10 protein-coding genes are annotated in these 24,510 nt (G+C 71.6%); 6 read left to right on the forward strand and 4 right to left on the reverse strand.

The window, feature by feature from the left end; genetic code table 11:
• Window positions 1–153: 153 nt before the first annotated feature.
• A complete protein-coding gene (locus A5694_RS22040) occupies window positions 154–3,372 on the reverse strand; it encodes an arabinosyltransferase domain-containing protein (RefSeq protein ID WP_109535790.1) in 3,219 nt (1,072 codons plus the stop codon).
• A 38-nt stretch (window positions 3,373–3,410) separates the two neighbouring features.
• On the opposite strand from A5694_RS22040, the gene A5694_RS22045 reads away from it, so the two are divergent.
• Window positions 3,411–4,106 carry an alpha/beta hydrolase family protein gene (locus tag A5694_RS22045; RefSeq protein WP_064924443.1) on the forward strand — a complete coding sequence of 232 codons (696 nt, stop codon included), beginning with the start codon at window positions 3,411–3,413 and terminating at the stop codon, window positions 4,104–4,106.
• Here A5694_RS22045 and A5694_RS22050 read toward each other — a convergent pair.
• From A5694_RS22050 to A5694_RS22060, 3 genes are all read right to left on the reverse strand, one after another.
• On the reverse strand, window positions 4,060–5,922 hold the full coding sequence (locus A5694_RS22050) for a galactan 5-O-arabinofuranosyltransferase (protein WP_064924430.1): 1,863 nt from the start codon (window positions 5,920–5,922) through the stop codon (window positions 4,060–4,062). The two genes, A5694_RS22045 and A5694_RS22050, sit on opposite strands and share 47 nt — an antisense overlap.
• Before the next feature lie 199 nt (window positions 5,923–6,121).
• The gene (locus tag A5694_RS22055) at window positions 6,122–6,886 is read right to left on the reverse strand and encodes a decaprenylphospho-beta-D-erythro-pentofuranosid-2-ulose 2-reductase (protein ID WP_064924431.1); all 765 of its coding nucleotides are present in this window, start codon (window positions 6,884–6,886) and stop codon (window positions 6,122–6,124) included.
• On the reverse strand, window positions 6,887–8,269 hold the full coding sequence (locus tag A5694_RS22060) for an FAD-binding oxidoreductase (RefSeq protein ID WP_064924432.1): 1,383 nt from the start codon (window positions 8,267–8,269) through the stop codon (window positions 6,887–6,889). It lies immediately after the preceding gene.
• Window positions 8,270–8,347: 78 nt separating this feature from the next.
• Between A5694_RS22060 and A5694_RS22065 the strand changes: the two genes are divergently transcribed.
• The 5 genes from A5694_RS22065 to A5694_RS25025 all read left to right on the forward strand — a co-directional run bounded on the left by A5694_RS22065 (window position 8,348) and on the right by A5694_RS25025 (window position 24,346).
• The gene (locus tag A5694_RS22065) at window positions 8,348–8,905 is read left to right on the forward strand and encodes a hypothetical protein (RefSeq protein WP_234786371.1); all 558 of its coding nucleotides are present in this window, start codon (window positions 8,348–8,350) and stop codon (window positions 8,903–8,905) included.
• Window positions 8,906–9,854: 949 nt separating this feature from the next.
• Complete coding sequence (locus tag A5694_RS24245; protein ID WP_064924433.1) at window positions 9,855–15,914, forward strand: beta strand repeat-containing protein; 6,060 nt, start codon at window positions 9,855–9,857, stop codon at window positions 15,912–15,914.
• 463 nt (window positions 15,915–16,377) lie between these two features.
• Entirely contained in the window at window positions 16,378–18,273 is a 1,896-nt protein-coding gene (locus A5694_RS25020) for a PE family protein (RefSeq protein ID WP_165605211.1), read from the forward strand.
• Between the two features lie 48 nt (window positions 18,274–18,321).
• Complete coding sequence (locus A5694_RS23815) at window positions 18,322–18,753, forward strand: hypothetical protein (RefSeq protein ID WP_131809636.1); 432 nt, start codon at window positions 18,322–18,324, stop codon at window positions 18,751–18,753.
• Between the two features lie 115 nt (window positions 18,754–18,868).
• Window positions 18,869–24,346, forward strand: coding sequence for a beta strand repeat-containing protein (locus tag A5694_RS25025; RefSeq protein ID WP_064924435.1), 5,478 nt, complete (start codon window positions 18,869–18,871; stop codon window positions 24,344–24,346).
• Window positions 24,347–24,510: the final 164 nt, after the last annotated feature.

Genomic DNA, 24,510 nt, shown 5'->3' on the forward strand with positions numbered 1-24,510 from the left:
TGTTATCGCGTTCGTCATGACCGGACCCTGTCACCACGGGCTGACATAACGCGAGTTGTCGCTCAAAGGCGGGCAACTGCCACATATCCCTGGTCCGCTGGCGGGTGGGGAAAGTGAGGCGGATGGCGGAAGAGGTGAAACGGGTGGTGGAGATCAGTGCCGCAGTGGCGCGGGGCTCCACCACCCGGACCGGACGGCCGTGCCCAGCTCCAGCTCAGCCGGCGTCGCCTTGTAGTACGGCGTCAGCTGCTGCAGGGCTCCCCAGTCGCGGAACCAGTCGTCGGCCAGATAGCTGGGCACCGTGGTCGCGCGCACCAGCAGTTCGGTGATGCCCAGCGGACCGCCGCCGTTGTTGTCCATCACCGGCGAGTTCGCCTCGGCGCCGAACCGGTCCGGCAGGATCCGCCACTTGGGCACCTCGGTCACCCCGTTGCGGTGCCCGAACGGGCGCTGGCAGGGGAACGCCAGCCCGACCAGCCAGTCCAGCAGCACCGGATCCGAAGAGCCGACCACCTGCTGCAGGCTACTCAGCTGCGGAACGCGCGGCGGGGTCACCGCGATCCAGTGCTGGGGCGCCAGGTCGTCGTCGCGGACCACCAACCGGATCCGGGTGGCCTCGGGCGGGATCGCGGACAGCGGCGCGCGCAGGTTGCGCCACGCCGGCACCGCGCCGATGTCACCGAATTCGATGGTGCCGCCCGGCTTGTCGTTCGCGGCGCCGGACTCGGTGGCCCACTGCGCGGTGACCTCGCCCCGGTCGAAGCGGCCGGCGGCCGCCACTACCAGCAGCGGCCCGGCGTTGGCCCGGTCGGTGGGCAGCCGGTACCACGCCGAGCGCAGCAGTGCCGGCACTTGAATGCCGGGGCGCCAGCTACCCAGCACCGGCACCCGGGCCGGGTCGAGCTTGTAGGGCAGCCGGGCCCGGGACCCGTTGATCCCCTCGGCCGCGCTCACGCCGCCCTCGGTGCCGGCCTCACCGGTGTTCTCGCCGGTGGGTTCCGCGTCGTCGTCGGCGAGCCGGCCCAGTCCAGGCGGGCCGATCACCTGGTCGGCGGTGACGTCGGCGGGGATTCCGTTGGGACCGAACCCGGTCGAGAACGTCGCGCCCAGGGCGTCGGCTACCGGGGTATCGACCGGGGTGAGCATTCCGGCGTTGGGGTCCTGCTCGACCAGCACATCGTCGGCCAGCCCGCAGGTCTTGCCGGTCAGGGCGTCCAGGTTGGACCGGCCCACCGTCCACGCCGGGTACTGGCCGAGCATCGACGCCGTCAGCGACACCACTTCGAACAGGATCAGCACCCAGGAGGCGATCGCCAGCGGATAGCCGGACAGCGCAGGAAAGCGCGGTGGCCGGTCTTCGCCGTTGACGAAATGGAACCAGGCCGCCACCAGCAGGGCCAGCACCGTCAGCCCCACCCCCATGGTGGCGAACGCCAGATGCCACTTGGGGAACGCGTTCGACCACGGCACCCCGAAGTTGGAGACGTACCACCAGCCGTTGACGCTGGCGAACGACAGCGCGGTGATGAACAGCACCAGCGCGGCGAACAGCGTCCGGTTGCGCCGCGAGTGCATCGCCGCGGCACCCACCGCGACGGCGGCCAGCGCGCCCAGGGACCCGGCCAGCCCGGCGAACACCCCGAAGTGGTGCGTCCACTTGGTGGGGGTGAACATCATCGCGATGAACGAGATGATGGTGATCCCGATGATGCGCCGGCTCGGCCCGGCCGCGGTGCCGGGAATCCGCCCCTTGCGTAACGCCATCGCCACGCTCACCACCAGGGCCACACCGAGCGCCAGCACGGGGAAGCGGCGCGCCACCGACCCGTCCGGGGTAGCCAGGAACAGCCGCTCGTAGCGGACGTGCTCCTCGAACCAGGCCAGGCTGGGCCCGACTGCGGACTTCAGCGTGCTGGCCTCGATCTCCCCGGCCAGGGTCTGGTCGCGGAAGATCACGATCGCGGTGATGGAGACCGCGGCGGCGATCGGCGCCAGCAGCGGCGCCAGCCCGAACTGCGCCGAGCGCCGGTGCAAGATGGTGCGCAGCGGCCCGATCGCCACCAGCAGCGCACCGATGGAGGCGATGCCCGTCGGCCCGGAGAACAGTGTCAGCGCACCGATGATGCAGGCGATCGCCAGCGGCAGCAGCCGGCTGGTGGCCACCGCCCGTTCCACCGAGCACCAGGTCGCCAGGATGCCCAGCGCGATGATCGGCTCGGGGCGCAGCCCGTTGTTCAGCGGCAGCCAGAACGCCAGGAACAGCCCCGCCGCGGTCCAGGCCGCCGCGCTGCTGTGCTTGACGGCGTGACCCAGTCGCGGGATCACCTCGCGGCTGATCAGCCACCAGCAGGCCAGCGCCATACCCAGGGTGGGCAGCCGCATCCAGATGCTGGTGGTCGAGACGTGCGCCCATACCGCCAGCAGGTCGTAGTACCAGCCGAACGGCGCCTCGGGGGTGCCGAACCAGCGGTAGAAGTTGGCCATGTAGCCGGCGTGCTCGGAGATCCGCGCCATGGTCAGGATGTAGCCGTCGTCGCTGGTGTTGGCGCCGACGAAGTGCCACCACACCAGCACGCATGTGACCAGGGCGTCCAGTGGCGACATCGACCACCAGCGGGCCGGCAGGAAACGGCGGTGCCGGGTGCCGTCGGCGGTGTCCAGGATGTGCAGGGCGATCAGCGCGATGACGGTCAGCGCCACCCCGAGGATCATCGCGGCCAGCTTGAGTGGGGTCGGGGCGCTGGAGTAGCGGGTGTCGACGGTGGCGGTGAAGTCCAGCCCGTCCGGTGCCGGCCCGTCCAGGTCGGTGTAGACGCCGACGATCTGCGGCCGGAAGTCATAGCCGCTGCGGGTGCCTTTCAGCGGCGAGCCGGGGTGTTCGGCGTTGGGCCCGTATTTGAGGCCGACGAACTCGGCGGTGACCCGGTCGGCGTGCGCGGTGAACGTCAGCTTCTGGCAGTCCGGGCCGAGCACCGCCGACAGCGGTGCCACCACCACCGGCACGTTGCGGACCACCAGAACCAGGTCATCGTTGACGCGTTCGATGAGCAGTCCGCGGTCGACGGCCTTGGGCGCCTGTTTGGGCACCGTGGACAGCAGCACGGTCTTGGTCTTGGTGAGTCCGGCCGCGGCCTGGCACGGCACGGTGATATCCAAGTCGGTGGCCACATAGCTGATCAGCGGTGCCTGCACGCTGGTCAACGCGCCGTGCTGCGGCCAGTTCAGCTCGGCGGTGGTCTGCTTGACCGGCAACAGCGGGGTGAGGATCGCCAGCAAGGTGCCCAGTACGCCGGCGACGACGGCGACGGCCCGAGCGATCCGGAAGTCGGCGCGCGTATCGGTCACGGACCTAGATGCTATCGGTGGCCTCAGCGGCGCCGCCTGGTGTGTCGGCCGGGCAGACTTGCATGGTGGAGACTCTCGAGTACGCCCCCGGCCGGCTGGTCGATGTGTTCGGTGAGCGTTGCCGTCGGGCCGCTCTGCTGTGGCACGGCAAGCAGCCCGACGCCCGCCCGGCGGTCCGGCCGCTCGCCGAACTGGTGGCCGGTCACGGCTTGCATGTGCTGGTGCCGGACTGGAATTCCCACAACGACGACGGCGGGCGCGCAGATCTGCTGCGCTCCGTGCAGTTCGCGCGCGAACGGGCTGCCGACGCCGACGGCCTGGTTCTGGTGGGCTGGTCGATGGGCGGCGCCGCGGCGGCAGGGCTGGCGATTCACGCGAGCCGGTACGGCGTCAGCTTCTCCCACGTGGTCTGCCTTGCCGGCGCGTTCATGGTGCCCGACCCGATCAGCGGCAAGGCCCCGGCGGCCGGGCTGCCGGGCGATCGGCGCTGCCCGATCACGTTGCTGCACGGCACATCCGACGACGTCGTTCCGGTGACGGCCAGCCGCGAGTTCGCCGCCGCCCTGGCACACCACCGGTGGCCGGTGCAGTTGGGCGAGCTGTCCGCCGATCACGGTTCGATCGCCGGGGCCACCTACGACCCCGAGACCGACCGCTATGCGGCCGCTACCGACCGCCATACGTTGACGGTTGCCGCCGAGGTGGCGAACCGGATCACCGCCGCACCGCCAGCACAAACGGACCGATCTTCTCCACGCTGAACGCCGGCCCGTCGAACAGCTCGGCAGCGAGGTCGACGGTGTAGCGGCGCACGTTGGGGTGGTTGGGGTAGACGTCCTTGGCCAGCCGCAGCGTGTACGTGTTCCCCGATCCGGGGCGCATCAGAAACACCGTCGGCGCCGGCCACGGCAGGTCGTCGAGCGCGCGGGTGAACTGTTCGGTGGTCTCCAACTTCGACCAGGCCTCGATCGCGGCGGCCCGCGCGGAGAATTGCGCCAGCGGGTTGGCGTAGTGACTCGTCAGGCCCTGGAAACCCCAGTAGGGATAAAAGGACAGGAAGCTGTAGTCGGCGGTGAGCACCACCGTCTCGTCCCGGGGCTTGCCGGTGGCCTTGGTGATGGCAGCGTCGACGGCCTCGTAGTACTTCGCCGCTCCGGGCGGGCGCCGGTCGCCGCGTTCGCCGTGCCCGTCGGTGTCGGTGTAGGCGACGGTGATGTCGGGCCGCAACACTTCGGGGATGTCCTGGCTGAACGCCAGCGCCCCGGCCAGCCCCACCGCAGTGGCGACCGGATACACGATGGTGTGCCAACCGGTCGCGGCCCGGCCGAGTGCCCGGGCGCCCTCGACGAAGCCGAACACCCCGGCGGTGGCCAGCAGCACCGTCAGTGTCGGCTGCAGCCGGAAACTCAGCAGCGTGGTGCGCGCCAGCGTCGACAACATCGACAGCATGGACCAGGCGTAGACCCCCACGACCCCGATCGCCAGCGCCCCCGCCCGGGTTGACTTACCGGCCCGGGCCACCAGCCACAGCGTGCCTAGCAGGCACAGCGCTCCGAGCAGGGTGAACTGCAGCATCGGGAAGCTCAGCTCGGCGCCGTCGCCGGGCAGGTAATGCCGGGCGCTGCCGGTATCGCTGACCGGGTGATTCCTGGTGCGCAGCAGGTACGGCGTCCAGGTGATCGAGGCGATGGCCACCGCGAGCACCCCGATCACGGTGAGCCTGGCCAGGGGGTTGAGTGCGGCTTTGATGCCGTTGCGGGCGTTGAGCCCGGCCAGCACCAGCGCCATCAGCGTCACGGTGAACGCGCTGTAGGCCACCAGCAGGGTGTAGAAGGTGGCGGCGAAGCCGAGGAAGATGCCGGCTCCGGCGACCGCCCCCCAGCCGTTGGCGCCGCCGGCGCGCAGGCCCGACCAGGCCAGGATCAGCACCGGCGGAAGCAGCACGGTGATCATCGCCGCGTAGGGCTCCGGCGAGCTGTAGGCCAGCGTCACCGCGGCGCCCGCGATCGTGACGAGCAGCGCGTACTCGAAGCGGATCATCTTGTTCCACAGCACCAGCGCGACCGCGACTGCCACGGCGATCGAGGTGATCGCCCACGGCTTGTACATCTCCCAAGCCGGCAGCCCGGTCAGCGCCGCGGCCCGCCCGCCCAGCCAGAACCAGCCCGGCGGGTAGAACGGCGGCAGCCCGCGGTAGGTCATGTCGGCCAACGCCGGGCTGTCGGCCATCCGGGTGAGGTATTCGGTGCGGAACTGCTGGTCCACCGAGATCCCGAACAGGTAGAGCTTGGTGGCGCCCAGCGGCATCGCCAGCGTCACCACCGAGAACGCGCTGGTGAACGCCACCGCCGCCAGCCAGCCCAGCGCGCGGCGCCCCCGTCGCCACAGCCACGCGGCGCAGGCCAGCCCGGCCAGGCTACCGACCTGCCCGACGGTGGTCAGCGCGTGCAGTTGGTTCGACGACGGGTAGGCCGGCCACTGCACCCGGGCGATCGCCACCAGGGCGACCACTGCGACGACGACGGCGATGAGGCTCGCCAGGACCATCTGCCCGACGGTGGCCAGCGCCGTGCGCATCAGCGGCGGCCCATCGAGTTGGCGGCGGCGGAGGAGGTGTGGCCGTTGCCCGCCTTTGAGCGACAACGGGTGGCGGCCTGGGGGTGGCAGCGCGCCGAGCGTGCGGTTTGGGCGCGAGATCCCGGTGATTTCGTGCCAAGACGCACACTCGATGGGGGGCGGCGGTGCGGGGTGCTCGGCATAGGGAAGGCGACCGGGATCAGATGGGCAGCCGGCGGAAGATCACCCGCGGGACGTGCCGCAGCACCATCATGACGTAGCGGAAAGCCCCTGGCGCCCAAACCAATTCCTTGCCCTTGGCGGCGGCGGTCACCGCCAGCTCGGCGACGTCCTCCTTGTCGACGGTCAACGGCGCTTCCTTGACGTGCGCGGAGAACCGGGTGCGGACCTGTCCGGGCCGGATCACCAGCACCCGCACCCCGTCGTCCCGCAGTGCCTCACCCAAGCCGAGGTAGAAGCCGTCGAGCCCGGCCTTGGTGGAGCCGTAGACGAAGTTGGTCCGGCGCACCCGTTCACCGGCCACCGAGCTCATCACGATGATCTGCCCGAAGCCCTGGGCGCCCATCTTGTTCGCCAGCAGGACACCCACCGAAACCCCTGCGGTGTAATTGATCTCGGCGACCTGCACGGCTTTGGCCTGGTTGTGCCAGAGCTCCTCGGGGTCGGCGTCCATGCCGAACGCGACGATCGCGACATCGATGTCGCCGGCACTGAACGCCTTCTCGATCATCGCCGGATGCGACGCGGTGTCGAGGGCGTCGAAGTCGATCACCTGCACCGACTTGGCGCCGGCGGCCTCCATCGCCGCCACCGCGCCGTCCCGCCCGGGATCACCGGGCAGGCAGGCCAGCACCACGCTCGCCGAGGCGTTGCGCAGGTAGCGTGCACAGATCGCCAGCCCGATCTCAGACGTGCCGCCCAGCAGCAGGATCGACTGGGGATTTCCGGTGGCGTCAAGCACCATCTACAGCAGCTCCAAACGTCGGGCCATGTCCGAGGCGAAAATCCCGTCGGGATCGACCTTGCGGCGCACCGCGATCCATTCGTCGATGCGGGGGTACATGGCGTGGAACATCTCCGCAGTCGTGCGGGAATCCTTGGCGGTGTAGAGGCGCCCGCCGAACTCGAGCACCCGGCGGTCGAGCTCATTGAGCAGCGTGTTGAGGTCGGGCTTCATCGGGAAGTCCAGGCAGACGTTCCAGCCGGGCATCGGGAAGCTCAGCGGCGCCTGGTTTCCCGGTCCGAACAGCTTGAACACGTTCAGCGCCGAGTAGTGCCCGCTGGCTTGGATGTCGATGATGATGCTCTTGAACTCCTCGACGGCCTCGGTGGGCACCAGGAACTGGTACTGCGCGAAGCCGGCCGGACCGTAGCCGCGGTTCCACTCACCGAGCAGATCCAGCGGGTGATAGAACTGCGTCAGGTTCTGCACCTTGCCGCGATAGTGGCCGCCGCGACGGTAGTACAGCTCACCGATGGCGCTCAGGCTCAACTTGTTCATCAACCCGTTGGGGAAGACGTCGGGCACCGTCATCAATTGCGGTGCGTCGAACTTCAGCGGGTTCTTGGCGAGCTTGGCCGGCAGTTCGTCGCGCAGCGCTAGGCGCCCGCGGGTGATGGTGGCGCGGCCCAGCTTCGGCGGCGGGCTGATCGCGTCGAACCACGCACTGGAATAGGTGTAGTCGGCCTCGCTGCCGTCGCTGTGGAAGGCGATGGTCTCATCAAGGGTGGCGGTGTTGTCGCCGTCGTTGATGAAATACGCCGTCTCGGTCGGCGTCATGGCGATCGTGGCGCGCAGGATGATTCCGGTCAGGCCGTTGCCGCCGACGGTGGCCCAGAACAGCTCGGCCTCGGGGCCGGCTGGCGTCAGGTGCCGTACCGACCCGTCGGCGGTCAGCAACTCCATCGACACCACGTGGTTGCCGAAGCTGCCTTCACTGTGGTGGTTCTTGCCGTGAATGTCGCAGGCGATCGCTCCACCGATGGTGACCTGGCGAGTCCCGGGCAGCACCGGCACCCACAACCCGAAGGGCAACGCCGCCTTCATCAACTGATCCAGGCTCACCCCACCGTCGACGTCGACGACGCCGCGATCCGAAGAGATCGAATGGATCCGGTTCAGCGCGGTCATATCGATCACCAGGCCGCCGCCGTTCTGGGCGTTGTCGCCATAAGAACGGCCCAGCCCGCGGGCGATCACGCCCCGGCTCCGGTCATCGGACGCCCGCGCCACGGCCTTGGCGATGACCTCGACATCCGGGGTCGACAGCACCTGCGCCACACTCGGCGCGGTGCGGCCCCAACCGGTCAGTCGCCGCGCGGTGGTCGGCAGCTCAGTGCTCAACATCGCACATGAGGGTACCGCCCAACGCGCCGCTGCCCGGTTTCGCGTGACTATTCGGGTGACTACCGTTACGATCGCGCAATGCCTGAGACTCCCCCCACTGATTCGCCGTCATCGACCAAGCCCACCAAGCCCAAGACCGCGGGTTTTCCGAAATCTTCCACTTCTTCTCAGGGCCTGTCGGTGCCGACGATCGCCGCTTTGGCCTTGGCCGTGCTCGGCATCGTGTTAGCCATCTTCGGGTGGTTCCACCCGTCGACGAGTCAGAAGTTCTCCGGCGACCAGCGCGACGAAGCCAAGGGCAAGATCTGCGACGCACAGGCCGTCGTGCGCCAAGGCACCCAGTTCAACACCAACCTGCAGAACCCGGTTCCTGGCGACCTGGCCGGTGACCTGGCGGTGGGCACCAATGCCCGGCTGTCGCTGTTCGCCGGCGGTGCGTTCCTGCACCAGCGCCTGGAAGCCAACCCGGCCGTCCCGGCCGATCTGGCCAAGGCCGTCGGCGACATGGCCGACACCCTGGAGGCACTGAGCATCAACTACCTGGCCGGGCACTCGCCTGACGACGCGGTGCAGCAGCCGCTGCGTGACCAGCTGCGCGGCGAGATCGACGTGCTCGACAACCTCTGCCAGTCGTAGTAACCCGTTCTCCGGTTCAGCACCGGTTGCGCATGGCGCAGCCGGTGCTGAACCGTTTTGCGGGCCGGGGCGGAGAAGCGCGTCCGCCGGAGGCGGTCAGCCTGGGCACTGCCTGGTGGACAACGGTACGTTTTCCGCCACCGGCTGCGTTGCGGCGCCGGGGTCATCCGCAGCGCGCCCTCGCCGGCCTGGGTTTTGGTTAGCCGGCTAGCTGTCAACAACCGGGGGAGAAGGTTCGACAGCCTGGACGAATATGCAGAGCGGTCAAGCCGGTGGTGCCCCGCGCCGGCCATGACACGGATCCATGCTGCTCACGTACAGCGTCGACGAGGCGGCAGACGTTAGGCGCGCCGAGCGCGATTACGGATAACCGGCAAGAAGCGTTCCTGCGCCAAGTTAATGCCGAGCCGAATTCTTACGGTTACGCGGCCAATGGCAGACATCCAACGCGCTGCCTGTCAGACCGAATGCCTTTTGAAGGTTTAGTCCACCACAGGTGCACTAAATTGACGGAGCCGCAGCTTTTTCGCCGACCGGTCGTCGCTCGACGACGCCCGCTGCGACCGCTGGGCGCGGTCGACAGTCTGGGGCGCCGAACCGCGGAGGGATCGCACGCCTCGCTGACCTGGGCTTCCCCGTCAGCGCGTCACGCCAGGGCCTGCCCAGGCGAGGGTTGGGACAGGAGGAATTTTTCTGAGAGTCCAGAACTTTTCTAAGAAATTTTGGCGGGCCGACGGCGTGGATTCACCGCCATAATCCCATGTTAACGCCCATTACCAACCGGTAACCTGCACGGTTCCACCTTTTTGCACTGGGGTTGACGCGATCAGAATAGGCGTTAACCTAACTCCCCACAGGGCTCGTTATGCCGCCGTTATGTGCAAGCTAAGGGGAAGCTGCCATGTCTCGTCAGGGTCAACGTGGATCCAAAGGTCGTCGCCGTACCCGGGTGATCGGTGCCAGTAGCGCGGTTGGTGCCTTCCTCGCATTCGGGATGGCCCCGTTGGCGGCCGCCCCGGCGGCGAGCGCCGACTTCGATGACGTCCTCGTCGACCTGCTCGGTCAGAGTCTGGGTGACGCCGTCACCAACCTCGGTACCAATTGGGGTGATCAGGCCGCCTGGGAGGTGGTCTTGGACCCAGCCAGCTGGTCGACCTTCTTCGACGGCCTCGGCAGTCAGAGCACGTGGGATGCGGTGCTGGCCGACCTCAACTTGAATGCCGCCGGCTCGGCCGTCGCCGACCTGCCGGGTTCTGCCGCCGCGTTCGACTGGAACCAGATCGACTGGCTGAAGCCGTTCGGTAACGGCGCGCCGGGCACCGAGGCGCACCCGGACGGCGGCCCCGGTGGGTGGATCTTCGGCAACGGTGGCGCGGGCTGGGACGCCGACGGCACGGGCCCGAGCGCCGATCCCATCGACGGTGGTAACGGCGGCCAGGGCGGTCTATTCGGCGGCGACGGTGGTGCCGGTGGTGACGGCTACGACGGTGGGGACGGTGGCGACGGTGGTGCGGCCGGACCGTTCTCCTGGTTCAGCCACGGTGGCGCAGGTGGTGACGGTGGCGCGGCGATTACCGCGGGTCGCGACGGCGGCGCCGGTGGTGCCGGTGGTGACGCCGCCCAGTGGGGCTTCTTCAGCACCGCGGGGGCCGGCGGTAACGGTGGCGACGGGGCCATGGGTGCGGCCGGTGCTGCCGGCAGCTTCGCCAACGGCGGTGATGGCAACGGCGGCAACGGCAAAGCTGGCGGCGCGGGCGGTAACGGTGGTGCCGGCGGTAAGGGCTCGATGCTGTTCGGCGCCGGCGGCAAGGGCGGCGCGGCTGGTAACGGCGGCGAGGGGGGCGCCGGTGGGGAAGGCGCCGCCGGCTCCGACATGACCGCGTCTGCTGCTGCGACCGACGGCGGCAAAGGTGGCGAGGGCGGCGCGGGCGGCGACGCCGGCACGGGTGGTGCGGGCGGTGCCGGTGGCTGGCTCGGCAGCGCGGGCGCGACCGGCGCGGGAGCCACGGGCGGCAACGGTGGCGAGGGTGGCGTCGGCGGTGCCGGTGGCAACGCCAACGGTGTGACCGGGAATGTGGGCCAGGACGCTGTTGACGGCAGTGGTGCGGCCGGGGGCAACGGCGGTGTCGGCGGCAATGGCGGTGTCGCCGGTGACGGCGGTGCGGGCGGTAAGGGTGGCGCTGCCGGCACCTCGACGAACGGCACCACCGCGACCGCCGGAGCCGGCGGCCAGGGCGGTGCCGGCGGTGACGCCAAGGGCGGCGTCGGTGGTGCCGGAGGCAAGGGTGCCGGCGGCGGCACCAATGAGGCTGCCGGAAATGGTGGCGACGGCGGGGCCGGCGGTCAGGGCGGCACGGCCGGAGCCGGTGGCGCCGGCGGGGCGAACGGCGACGGTAATGGCACGGCTGCCAGCGGCACGGCCGGATCCTCTGCCGGTGGCGAGGGCGGCCAGGGCGGTCGAGGTGGTGACGGCAAGGGCACTTACGACGCCTACGGCGACGCCCAGGCGGGCGGCATCGGCGGCACCGGTGGTATGGGTGGTGCGGGAACCCATGGCAGCGCCAACGGCAATGGTGGTGCCGGCGGTGCTGGTGGTGATGGCGCCAGCGAAGGCACCGGTGGGGTCGGCGGCAGCGGCGGCGCCGGCGGGGCCGGCGGCCAAGCGGATGCCACCGGGCCGGGCTACGGCGGTGGCGGTGGCGGCGGCGGTGGCGGCGGCAGCGTCTTCGACGACGGTGACGCCACCGCAACCGGTACCGCCACGGGCGGCGACGGCGGTGCGGGTGGCGCCGGTACCGCCACCGCGGCCGGTGGGCACGGCGGCACCGGCGGTCAGGGCAACATCTCCGCGTTCGGTACCGGCAGCAAGGCTGACGGCACCGCCACCGGCGGCAGCGGCGGCAATGGTGGCACCAACGGCGGCACCGGTGGTGACGGCGGCCTGGCTGAGATCCTCGGCGGATTCGGCACCACCAACAGCGTCGCGCACGACGCCACCGCTATCGGCGGCGCCGGCGGTAACGGAATCAACGGCGGCACAGGCGGTGCCGGCGGCATCGGTTACGTCGAAGCAGTCGGCGACAACACCACCGCGACCGGTACCGGGACCGGCGGGGCCGGCGGTGACGGCGTCGACGGTGGTGCCGGCGGCAACGGCGGCGAAGGCATCGTCGACGCCGGCTACGGCCAGATCACGCCCAGCGGCCCCGCCCCGACACCCAATGCCAGCGCTGACGGCACCGCCACCGGTGGGGCCGGCGGCACCGGCACCGGCGCCAACAGCCAAGGCGGCGCTGGTGGCAGCGGCTCGGTCATCGGCCTGAACGGTGGCAGCGGCAGCGGCACCGGAATCGGCGGCGCGGGCGGTGACGCCACCAACGGCGGAACTGGCGGTGACGGCGGCAGGGGCTGGATCGAAGCCGTCGGCACCGGCAACAGCGGAACGGCCGCCGCTAAGGGCGACGCGACCGGTGGGGCCGGTGGTGCGGGCGACGACGGGACCGGCGGCGCCGGTGGCGACGCGACGGTCCTGGCGACCAACGGCGGCACTGCGACCGGCACCGATGGTGCGACCGGCGGTGCGGGTGGTTCCGGCAGCAACGGTGGCACCGGCGGCGCAGGTGGCGCGGCAGCTATCAACGCCAGCCAGGGTGCTGTCATCAGTGACACCAAGGTGCAGGGAGCTATCGGCGGTGCGGGCAGCAACGGCGGCACCGGCGGTATCGGTGGTGCCGGCGCTGCTTCAGCGATCGGTGCCGGCAGCACCATCACGGGTGCAGCCACCGGCGGCGCCGCTGGTAGCGGCGACGGCGCGGGCAGCATCGGCGGTGACGGCGGTGCCGGCTACCTGGTGGTCGACCACGCCGGCGGCACCATCGGCGGGGACGGCAATGCCGCAGCGGCCCAGGGCGGCATCGGTGGTGACGCCACCAATGGCGGTCACGGCGGTACCGCCGGCTTCGGTGAGCTGGAGACCGGCAACGCCAATGACGGTGGCAGCGGCGGCACCTCGTACGGCAGCGCCACCGGCGGGAACGGTGGTACCGCCGACGGCACCGGCAGCACCGGCGGCCACGGCGGCAACGGCGACATCCAGAGCGCTCGTGCCGAAGGCGGAAGCACAGGCGGCACCTCGCACGGCACCGCACAGGGCGGAAACGGCGGGGACGCGACCGGCGGCGGCCACGGCGGTAAGGGCAGCTACGGCAGCATCTTGTCCGGTGGTGCGGACGCGGAGGCTTCCGGCACCGGCACCGGCGGCAACGGCGGTGACGGCCTGGCCGGTGGCACCGGTGGTGACGCTCTGAGCGGTCAGGTCAACGCGTTCGGTGCCAATGCCAAGGCCGACGGCACCGCGCAGGGCGGCGGCGGCGGTGCCGGTACCGGTGCCGGTGCGGTCGGCGGTGGCGGCAATCTTGGCTACATCACTGCGGGCGCCGGCAACACCATCACCGGGGCGCACAGCACCGGCGGCGACGGCGGCGCCGCGGGGGCAGGCGTACACGGCGCCTCTGGTGGTGCGGCCAACGTCACCGCCAATGTCGGTACGAGCAGCACCATCACCAACGGCTCGGCGGCCGGTGGTAACGGCGGCGCGGGCGACGCTCACGGCGGCGTCGGCGGCCGAGGCGGCGACGCCCTGGTCGGGGCGGGCAACGGCGGCACCGTCAGTGACGCCACCGCAGGCGGCGGTGACGGCGGTGCGGGCGCCAACGGCGGGCAAGGTGGCGCGGGCGGTTACTCCGAAGTGAGCGCCGGCCTGCAGGGCGGCACCGGTGGCAGCGCCACGGGCGACGCCACCGGCGGCCACGGCGGCAGCGCGGATGGCGCCGGCAGCGTCGGCGGCGCCGGCGGCAGCGGCAACATCCAAGGTGGCTTCCTCCGGCCGGGTTATGGCGGTAATGACGGGGCGGCCAGCGGGACCGGAACCGGCGGTGACGGCGGCAACGCCACCGGTGCCGGCAGCCACGGCGGCAACGGTGGTCTCGGCAGTGTCGTGGCCGGCGGAAGCGGCGCGGTGGCCGACGGCTCCGGCATCGGCGGCAATGGTGGTAGCGGCGCCGCCGGCGGCACCGGCGGCAACGGCAGCAGCGGTCAAGTAGCGGCGCTGAACACCGGGGCCCACGCCAGCGGCACCGGCCACAGCGGCAACGGCGGCGACGCCACCGGGACCGGCAGCGTCGGCGGCAACGGCACCATCGGCAACGTTATGGCATTCGGGCAGAACAGTCAGGCCAGCGGCACCGCCACCGGTGGCGACGGCGGCGCGGCCGGCAACGGAGGCCACGGTGGTACCGGCGGTCAAGGCAGGGTCGTAGCTTGGGGCAACGGCAGCATCGCCACCGACAGCACCGCGACAGCCGGCGCCGGCGGCGCCGCGACGGATGGCGGTTCCGGGGCGCTGGGTGGTCAGGCCTACGTCTGGGCCGGCGCGCCAGGAGCTACCGGGCTTGGCGACCCCGCCAGCGGCGGCACCATCACCGGCAGCACCGCCATCGGCGGTACGGCTGGCGACCTCAACGGCGGTATCGCCGAAGTTCAGGCGATCAACGGGTCGATTTTCAACAGCACCGCCACGGCGGGTGATGGCGGTGCCGGCGGCTTCGGCGGTTACGCCACAGTCAGCGCCACCAACAACGGCGCCATCTCCGATAGCACTGCAACCGCTGGCAACAGTTCTGCCGGTGGTGCCGGTGGCGCTGCGACCGTCGCCGCCGATCGCACCGGCAGCTCGATCGCCGGCAGCGACGCAACCGGCGGCAATGCCGGCAGCGGGGGTGACGGCGGTCATGGCTTCGTCCTAGCGTCCAACGGCGGCGCGATCACCAACAGCGCCGCGACCGGTGGCGATGGCACCGACACTGCCAACGGCGGCGACGCTGAGGTCGTTGCCGACGGCTCAGGCAGTTCCATCGCCGCCAGCGCCGCCACGGCGGGGAATGGCGGCGCAGGTGACGCCGACGGCGGCAAGGGCGGAGGCGGCGGTGCGGCCAGCGTCGGCGCCAGCAACGGTGCCCACATCACCGACACCACCGTGAAGGGCGGTGTGGGCGGTGCCGGCACCGACGGCGGACAAGGTGGCCTCGGTGGGTTCGGCCTGGCCGCGGCGACCGGGGCTGGCAGCACCATCACCGGGGCGAGCGCCACCGGCGGGGTCGGCGGGCTGGGCGACAACGGGACCGGCGGCGAAGGCGGCAGCGGCCAGCTGATCGTCGACAGCGCGGGCGGCAGCATCGGCGGTGGCGGGAACACCGCCGCGGCGGTCGGCGGTGCCGGTGGTGCCGGTACCGACGGTGGCCGGGGTGGCAATGGGTCGTGGGGTGAACTCGAGTCCGACGCCGCGGGCGGCAACTCCTACGGTCTGTCCACCGGCGGTGCCGGTGGTCACGCCACGGGCGCGAACAGCGTCGGTGGCAACGGCGGAAGCTCGGATATCGAGAGTGCCAAGACCACGAGTGGCTTCGGTGACCCGAGCCTCGGCGGCCCGGGCGGGACGGCCCATGGTACGTCGACCGGCGGCGATGGTGGCAGCGCCAGCAACGGCGGCCACGGCGGTAACGGTGGCAAGGCAAGTATTGCTGCCGGTGGCGAAAACGCTCTGGCCAGCGGCACCTCGAAGGGTGGCACCGGTGGCGAAGGAGACGGCGGCCAAGGCGGCAACGCCGGCTACAGCCGGGTTACCGCACTGGGCGAGAACACCACATCTACCGGAGGCAGCGCGACCGGCGGCGACGGCGGTAAGGGCACCGGCGGCGGCACCGGCGGCAAGGGCGCCGACGGCAACATCGGGGCCGCGCTCACCAACACCGGGAGTGCCAGCGACCACCCGACCGCTAACGACAACACGGTCGTCGGCGGAAGCGGCGGGCTGGGCGGACCAGGTCACACCGGCGGCAACGGCACCGAGGCCGATGTCTATGCGGTCAATAACGGACAAACCAACCCGGGGTGGCCTAACCCGAATAGCGATCAAACGGTTATCGGCCCCAACGGCGCCAACAACCCTTAACCCAATCCGCCAACCCACCCGCGGCCCGGCCTTGCGACCGGGCCGCGGTGGCATTCCGACGAGCGCTATCGGCGGTGATATCCGATTCGACTTCACCCACATCACCCACGGCAGGTGCAGGAGTGACACGAGTTGCCGCCGCTACCGGATCGTCGGACAGGCTTTCCTGAGAATTTTCGGGCCCGGAGGTAACGGCGGGGCTCAGCGTTCACTACCGTCGGCATCGGCCCGGCCCGCTGATGTGGCAGCTAAGAGCCGGTGATTAGCACACCAAAGCCACTGACCTGGGCAAATGCATAACTCGACTTACCTCGCAGTGTCGGCGCCCGCGGCTAGCGAAAGGCCGTGATACAGGGTTGACGCCACCGGAATCGTGATTAACGTGAGCGATCGATGAGAGTTTTTCATCGAGCGCTTTAGCAATTTGGGGGAGGGCGCCATGTTTGTTCAGCGTCGCGGGGGGATGGCCCATCGATCAGGTCGGGGACGCCCTCGGCGCACGTTGGTCGCCGGCAGCGCCGCCGCAGCCTTTCTGGCCGTGGGGATGACGCCGCTGGCCGGCGCGCCCGCGGCGCACGCCGACCTGGACGGCCTCGATGCGCTATTCGAGCTCCTCAACACCGATCTGTTCGGGACGGCTTCCGGCGACATCAGCTTCCTCAACGGCGATGACGCCATGGCCGTCTTCACCCACCTGCACACCGACCTGGAAGCCTGGCTGGCCGACACCGACAACGCGGCCCTGATCGCCGGTATCAACCAGCCGTGGGTGGACCTGTTCGGCCGCAACCTGATCGGCAACGGCGACGCCGGCTGGGAGGGAACCAACGATGCACCACTGGCGTGGCTGGGCCTCGGCAATCTCCACGATGGCGGATTGCTCTTCGGTGACGGCGCGGCCGGCGGAGTGGATGACAACGGGAACGGCCTCGCGGGCGGCGCCGCCGGCTTGTTCGGCTACGGCGGTACCGGTGGCGACGGCGACGACGGCGGCAACGGCGGTGCAGGTGGCGCCGGCGGTTGGCTGTTCGGCAACGGCGGCAACGGCGGTGCGGGTGCTGACGCAACCGATCCGGGCGAGAGCGGCGGCAACGGCGGTGCCGGCGGTATGGGGGGCATGCTCTACGGCAACGGCGGCGCGGGCGGCGCCGGCGGCGACGGCATGAGGGGCGCCGACGGCATCAGCTACGGCGACGAATACAACACCCCGGTCAATTACGGCAAGGCCGGCGGCGACGGCACCGACGGTGGCGCCGGTGGAAACGGTGGCGCCGGCGGTGCCAGTGGCCTCGTGGACGGCACCGGCGGTAACGGCGGTCACGGCGGCAATGGCGCCGCCGGCGGCGATGGCGGCAACGGCGCCTGGGGTGCTGACGGGCGGACGCAGCCGCCTGGTCATCCGCCGATCCCGCACCCGAGCGGTCCCGCCGCCCAGGCCGGCGGGCACGGCGGCAGCGGCGGCACCGGTGGCGCCGCCGGCAACGGTGGTGCCGCCGGCTCCTCACTCATCGGCCACGCCGGCAACGCGGGCGACGCCGGCAATGCGGGCGACGGGGGCAACGGGGGCGACGGCGGACGTGGCGGCTGGGGCCAGGACACCGCCCTGCAGAACGGCGGCGCCGGCGGCGTCGGCGGCAGCGGAGGCAACGGCGGTGCCGGTGGCAGCGGTGCCCACGCCACCAATGGCGGCAACGCCGGCGACGGCGGTACCGGCGGGCACGGGGGCCACGGCAGTTCCGGCAATAACGCCGAGAAGACCGCCGGAGCACAAGGCGGCGTCGGGGGCCTCGGCGGTCATGGCGGCGTCGGGGGCAACGGCGGCGTCGGCGACAATCCGACCGACGGCGGTGCCGGCGGAAACGGCGGGACCGGTGGTGAGGGCGGAACCGCGGGTGTCTCCGCACAGGGCGCCACCGGTGCGGCCACCAACGGCACTACCGGCGCCAAGGGCGGCGACGGCGGCAACGCCGGCGAAGGGGGGACCGGGAACAGCACTGCCGGCACCGGCACCGGCAACGGTGCCCACCGGGGCGCCAACGGCACCGGCGGCGACGGTGGCCAGGGCGGCACCGGAGGCCAGGCCACCCCGCAGTCCCCAGACCCCACCGGCGGCAGCGGCGGAACCGGCGGAACCGGCGGCAACGGCGGCAAGGGCGTTGGCGGCGTCGGCGGGGGCAACGGCGGCCAAGGCGGTGACGGTGGCTACGGCGGGAACGGCGCCCAGCAGCAGGGGGCCGGCGGCAACGGCGGCAACGGCGGCAACGGAACCGACGGCGGCGTGGGCGGTGCTGCGGGCGTGGGCAGCACCCACGGCACGCCGCCCGGGCAGCCCGGCCAACCCGGCATACCGGCGCCCTAGGCAGACCTCGCGACGGTCCCCTGCCCCACGAGGGGTGGCAGGGGACCGTTGCCGTTCGGCCTGACCTCATGGCAGGTCAGCGATGTCCCGCAAATGCGGAACGTTAACTATCTCGCCGGCAACTCACGGAACGACGTCGTGGCCCCGCCGCCGCGCGACCAGCCGCGCGGCGGGATCGCCGTGCTGGAGAAGTCCGCCGGCAGTAAATTCGCCGGCCGCCTGACGGCGGGAGGCGGTACCCATACCGGTGGGACCGCGAAAACCGTCGCTGCCGGTGCTTTTCAGCCTGCCCTGGCGAATCAACCAACCGGTCGGCTCAGGTGGTCAGCAAAGAAAATAACCGAGCTACATAAGCGATCAATCGACTGCCTATCAGGTTTCCAAAACCCGGCGTGTGGCGCCGACTCCCAAAAAATTACCCGGCAAATCTCGGACGATATCGCTGGTGAGAGGCCCGACCGGCAAGGCGACTGGCGCTGAAAGGGATGTTCGGATAAGGCTTCATGTTCGACGTAGGTTCTGTTACCTTAAGTCGAAATAAGTCTTTTGCATCTCCGTCAACTGCTCGTAGGACCCCCCGCCTCAAGGAGAAATCATGTCGACGAAGAATTACTTCGGGAAGAACAAGCGCCGGGCCGGCCGCGCGCTGGGCGCCACAAGTGCGGTCGGAGCTTTCCTCGCCTTCGGGATGACGCCGCTGACGGCCGCGCCGGCGCGCGCCGACGGGTTCGACGAGATGTTCGACGCCTTGTTCGGCCAGGCATCGACGTGGTTCGACTCCTCGGCGCTGGAATCGTCAGTCACCGACTGGAGCGCCCTGTTCGGTGGGGACCTGCCCGGCTCGGCGGATGGCCAGATGGTCGACCCGCTGCAGTGGCTGGATGACTTGGTCGCCAACTCGATCAACATGGTGATCTACCAGCCGCTGCACAGCCTCGGCGAGATGTTGATCAGCAGCGGGTTCACCCTCGACGGTGTCTTGGCCAACGGCGCCAACGCCTACGTCAGCTTCGGCGACGACGGCGACCTGATCTACCACGCCGCCACCGCGGGTGGGTTCCTGTTCGGTGACGGCGGTAGCGGCAGCTTCGTCAACGCCGACGGCGACCTGATCGGCGCGGACGGCTCGGCGCTGACCGACGCTGACGGTGATGTGATCACGCTGGCCGACGTTGAGAACGGCACCTACTCGTTTGCCAACGCCAGCTCGATCGACCTCGACGGTGGTGCCGCCGGCATGCTCGGCGACGGTGGCGCCGGTGGCAGCGGTGACGGCCTCGGCCTGATCGGTGGTGACGGCGGCGCCGGCGGTTGGTTGTTGGGTAACGGCGGCAACGGCGGCGCGGGCGCGTTCGGCGCCGACGGGGTGGCCGCGGTCGGCGGGGCCGGCCTGGCCGGCGGTAATGGTGGTACCGGTGGCTTCCTGTTCGGCAACGGCGGCAATGGCGGCACCGGTGGTGCCGGCGGTAACGGTGCCGCCGGGACGAACGGCGACCGCGGCCTGGACGGCTTGAGCTTCCCGGGCAGTGGTGACGGCGCGGCCGGCGTCAACGGCACCGACGGCACCGACGGTGGGGATGGCTTCGCCGGTGGTGCCGGTGGTGTCGGTGGTAACGGCGGCGCGGCCGGTCTGTTCGGCACGTCCGGTGCCGGTGGTACCGGTGGCGCCGGTGGTAACGGTGGCGTCGGCGGCAACGGTGGTGACGGCGGTACCGGCGGCGACGGCAACGACAACACCCAGCCGGTGGGCGGCGGCACCGCCGACCTCATCCGCGCGGCCGCGGACCCGACCGGTCCCGGCGGAGACGGCGGTGCGGGCGGCAACGGCGGCAACGCCGGATCCGGTGGCGCCGGGGGCGTGGGCGGCGCCGGCGGTAACGGTGGCGCCGGTGGTTTCTTCGGTATTCACACCGCGGGTGCGGCGGGCAACGGCGGTGCCGGTGGTGCCGGTGGCGGTTCCGGTCTGGCCGGCAACGGCGGCGACGGAGGCAATGGCGGTTCCGGCGGTGGTGCCGGGGCGGCCGGTACCGCCGGAGTGGCGGCCCGCGCCGACGCGGCCCCGACCGGCTTGGTCGGCGGCGGCAACGGCGGTGCCGGCGGTAACGGCGGCAACCTCGGCACGGTCGGTGCCGGCGGTAAGGGTGGCGCGGCCGGCTCCGCCGCCGGGCTGCTCTTCAGCGGTACGCCGGGCAACGCGGGCGCCGACGGTGCCGACGGCACGCTGCCGGCCACGGTCTCGGGCAACGGCGGCAACGGCGGTACCGGTGGTGCCGGCAACGGGCTCAACGCGGACGGCACCGGGGTGGCCGGTGGTAATGGTGGCAACGGTGGCGCCGGCGGCGACCACGGCAACGGCGGTAACGGTGGTGCCGGCGGTGCCGGCTCGCAAGGTGGCGAGGGCGCGGCCGGCAGCTTCGACAATGGCGGTAACGGCGCCGGCGGCGACGGCTTCGCCGGGGGTGCCGGTGGCACGGGTGGTACCGGTGGTGCCGGAGGCTCGGTGTCGGGCAACGGCGGTAACGGTGGCGCCGGCGGTGTTGGCGGCATCGGCGGCACCGGTGGTACCGGTGCCGACTCGACAGACCCGACGGTGGCCGGCGGAGCCGGTGGCAACGCCGGTAATGGCGGCGTAGGCGGCGCCGGCGGCAACGGCGGTAATGCGACCAACGGCAACGGCGGCAACGGTGGCGACACCGGCAACGGCGGCAAGGGTGGTGTCGGCGGTGCCGGTGGCAAGGGCGCCAACGGGGCGACCGACAACACCCTGTCCAACCCGCTTGGCGCCGGTGGCGTCGGCGGCAACGGCGGCGACGGCGGCGCGGCCGGTGCGGTGGTCGGCCAGGGCGGCACCGGCGGTGGCGACGGCCACACCAACGGGTCCGACGGAAACCTCGGCCGGCTCGGTGATGGCGGTGACGGCGGCGCCGGTGGTGTCGGCGGAAACGCGGCCACCGACGCCGAGGGCAACTTCATCGGCAACGGCTTGAGCCCGGCGCACGACAACGCGACCGGGGTGGGCGGCTCCGGTGGTAACGGCGGCAGCGGCGGCTCCGGCTACGCGGCCGGCACCGGCGGCGCCGGTGGTGCCGGTGGCCAAGGCGTCTACGGCGGCACCGGTGGCAACGGCGGTACCGGTGGCGCGGTGACTTCGAAGGCCGACGGCGGCAACGGCATCGGCGGCAACGGTGGTACCGGTGGCGCCGGTGGTGACGGCTCCGGCCACGGCGGCTACGGCGGCCAGGGTGGTGCCGGTGCCAATGCGACCGGCGACGACACCGCCGGCAACGGTGGTGACGGTGGCGCCGGTGGTAACACCACCGGTGCTGCGGACCAGGAATCCAGCCCGGACGCCACCTTCGCCGGCGGCCACGGCGGTAACGGCGGCGTCGGTGGTTCCTCGGAGAACGGCGCGGCCGGCTCCGGCGGTAAGGGCGGCCACGGCGGCACCGGCGCACCCGCCGGTGACGACGCGAACAACCCGGTGTTGAGCACCGGCGGCTCCGGCGGCACCGGCGGTAACGGTGGCGCAACGGTCAACGGCACCGCCGGCGACGGTGGCACCGGTGGCGACGGCGGCACCGGCAGCTTCACCGGTGGCCACGGCGGCGCCGGTGGCAACGGTGGCGCGGTGGTCGTGGACAGCGACGGCAACGCCGGAACTGGCACCGCCGGTAACGGCGGCGACGGTGGTGCCGGCGCCAACGGCGGCGCCATCAACGGCGGCGACGACAGCAACACCGTGACCGGCGGCACCGGCGGCAACGGCGGCACCGGTGCTGCCGCTGACGGCACAACCGCCGGCCAGGGCGGTGGCGGCGGTGGTGGCGGCGGTGGCGCCATCATCCAGCAGACCAACGGTGGGACCGTCACCAACAGCACCGCGACCGGCGGCAACGGTGGCGACGGTGGCGCGGGCAGCCTGACGGGCGTCGGCGGTCAGGGCGGCACCGGTGGCTACGCCGGCATCCAGGCCGACGGCGACGGCAGCACCATCGACGGCGCCAACGTCGCCGGCGGTAACGCCACCAACGGCGGCGCCAACGGTGTGAACGGCCAGGACGGCGCCAACAACACGCTGATCAACAACGGTGGCGGTGCCGTCTCCGACGTCGCCGTTCAAAGCGGCCAGAACGTCGGCGATCACGTCGGCGGCGGCGCCACAGTCAACGTCGGTAACGGCGGCAGCATCTCGCACAGCTCGGTGACCGGTGGTGACGCCAGCGCAACCGCCGACGGTGGCGCAGCAAGCCTGACCGCCACCGGCGCCGGCAGCGCGATCACCAACAGCCACGCAACCGGCGGCAACGCCGGCGTCGGCACCACCGGTGGCAACGGCGGCGCTGGTGGCACGGCCGCCATCACGGCCGCCGACGGCGCCGTCATCGACCAGGCCACCGTCACCGGCGGCGTCGGCGGCGCGGGCAGCAACTCCGGCACCGGCGGTAGCGGCGGTGCGGCTGCGGCCGAAGCCCACGGGGCCGGCAGCACCATCACCGGGACGGCCACCGGCGGCGCCGGCGGCACCGGCGACGGCACCGGCAGCATCGGCGGCGACGGCGGCGCCGGCTACCTGGTGGTCGACCAGGCCGGCGGCACCATCGGCAACGGCGGCGACCCCGCCAGCGCCACCGCCGTCGGCGGCACCGGTGGCGCCGCCACCAACGGCGGCCACGGCGGTACGGCCGGCTTCGGTGAACTCGAGGCCGGTCAGGACGCCGGCGCGACCGGCACCGGCGGCACCTCGTACGGCACTGCCACCGGCGGTGACGGCGGCAGCGCCGACGGCGCGGGCAGCACCGGTGGTCACGGCGGCAACGGCGACATTCAGAGCGCTCGCGCCGAGGGCGGCGGCAGTGGCGGCACCTCGCACGGCACCGCCCACGGCGGTAACGGCGGCAACGCCACCGGCGGCGGCACCGGCGGCAACGGCAGCTACGGCAGCATCCTGTCCGGCGGCAACGGCGCCGAGGCGTCGGGCACCGCTCACGGCGGTAGCGGCGGCGACGGGCTCGCCGGCGGCACCGGCGGCAACGGAATGGGTGGCCAGATCAACGTCTTCGGCGACAACGCGACCGGGACCGACAACACCGCGCAGGGCGGCAACGGCGGCGACGGAACCGGCGAGGGCAGTGTCGGCGGTAACGGCGCGATCGGCTACGTCAATGCGAACGCGGGTAGCTCGATCACCGGTACCGAGGTCACCGGCGGCGACGGCGGCGCCGGCGTCAACGGCGGAACCGGCGGCACGGGCGGCGAGGCCATTGCTTCGGCGACCGGTGCGGACAGCACCATCACCGGTAGCGCTACCGGCGGCACCGGTGGTCTCGGTGACAACGGCACCGGTGGCGACGGCGGCGCGGGCTACCTGGTCGTCGACAATGCCGGCGGATCGATCGGCGGCGGCGGGAACGACGCGGTGGCCCAGGGCGGCAACGGCGGCTCCGGTACCAACGGTGGCGTCGGCGGCAAAGGCGGCTGGGGCGAGTTGGAGTCCGGCGAACTCGGGCAGGCCAGTGCTGCGGGCGGCAACTCCTACGGCACCTCCACCGGCGGTGACGGCGGTAACGCCAGCGGCGCGGGCAGTCACGGCGGTAACGGTGGAAGCTCGGATATCCAGAGCTCCAAGGTGACCGGATCGCTGGGTGGTCCCGGCGGCACCGCCAGCGGCACCGCGCACGGCGGTAACGGCGGCAACGCCACGACCGATGCCGACGGTAACGCCGGCACCGGCGGCAACGGCGGCAAGGCCAGCATCGCCACCGGCGGTGACTCGGACAACCTGGCCAACGGAACGTCGACCGGCGGTAACGGTGGTGACGGCCTGGACGGCGGCGCCGGCGGTCTCGGCGGGTCGAGCCGGCTCGACGCCTTCGGCAACAACGGCGCCGACCCCGCCGTCCCCTCCACGGCCACCAACGGCACCGCCACCGGCGGCCACGGCGGCACTGGCACCGGGGTCGGCAACACCGGCGGCAACGGCACCGACGGCAACATCGTCAACACCGGCGGCACCCAGACGAACGGCACGGTCGCGAGCGGTGACAACGGCGCGAACAGCCCGGCCACGCCGTAGTGGAAATCGGTACCGCCCAGCGCCTTTCGGCGCTGGGCGGCCGATGCGAAACCGTGATGACTTCTTGACCGAACGTCGGGTGCGCGTGCGGAAAGGTTAGTTCCGGAACCGCGTAACCTGTTATCTGCCATAGGTTATCCCGTGCTCGCATCGTCGCCTATTTG

Source organism: Mycolicibacter sinensis, assembly GCF_001667945.1.
GTDB lineage: Bacteria > Actinomycetota > Actinomycetes > Mycobacteriales > Mycobacteriaceae > Mycobacterium > Mycobacterium sinense_B.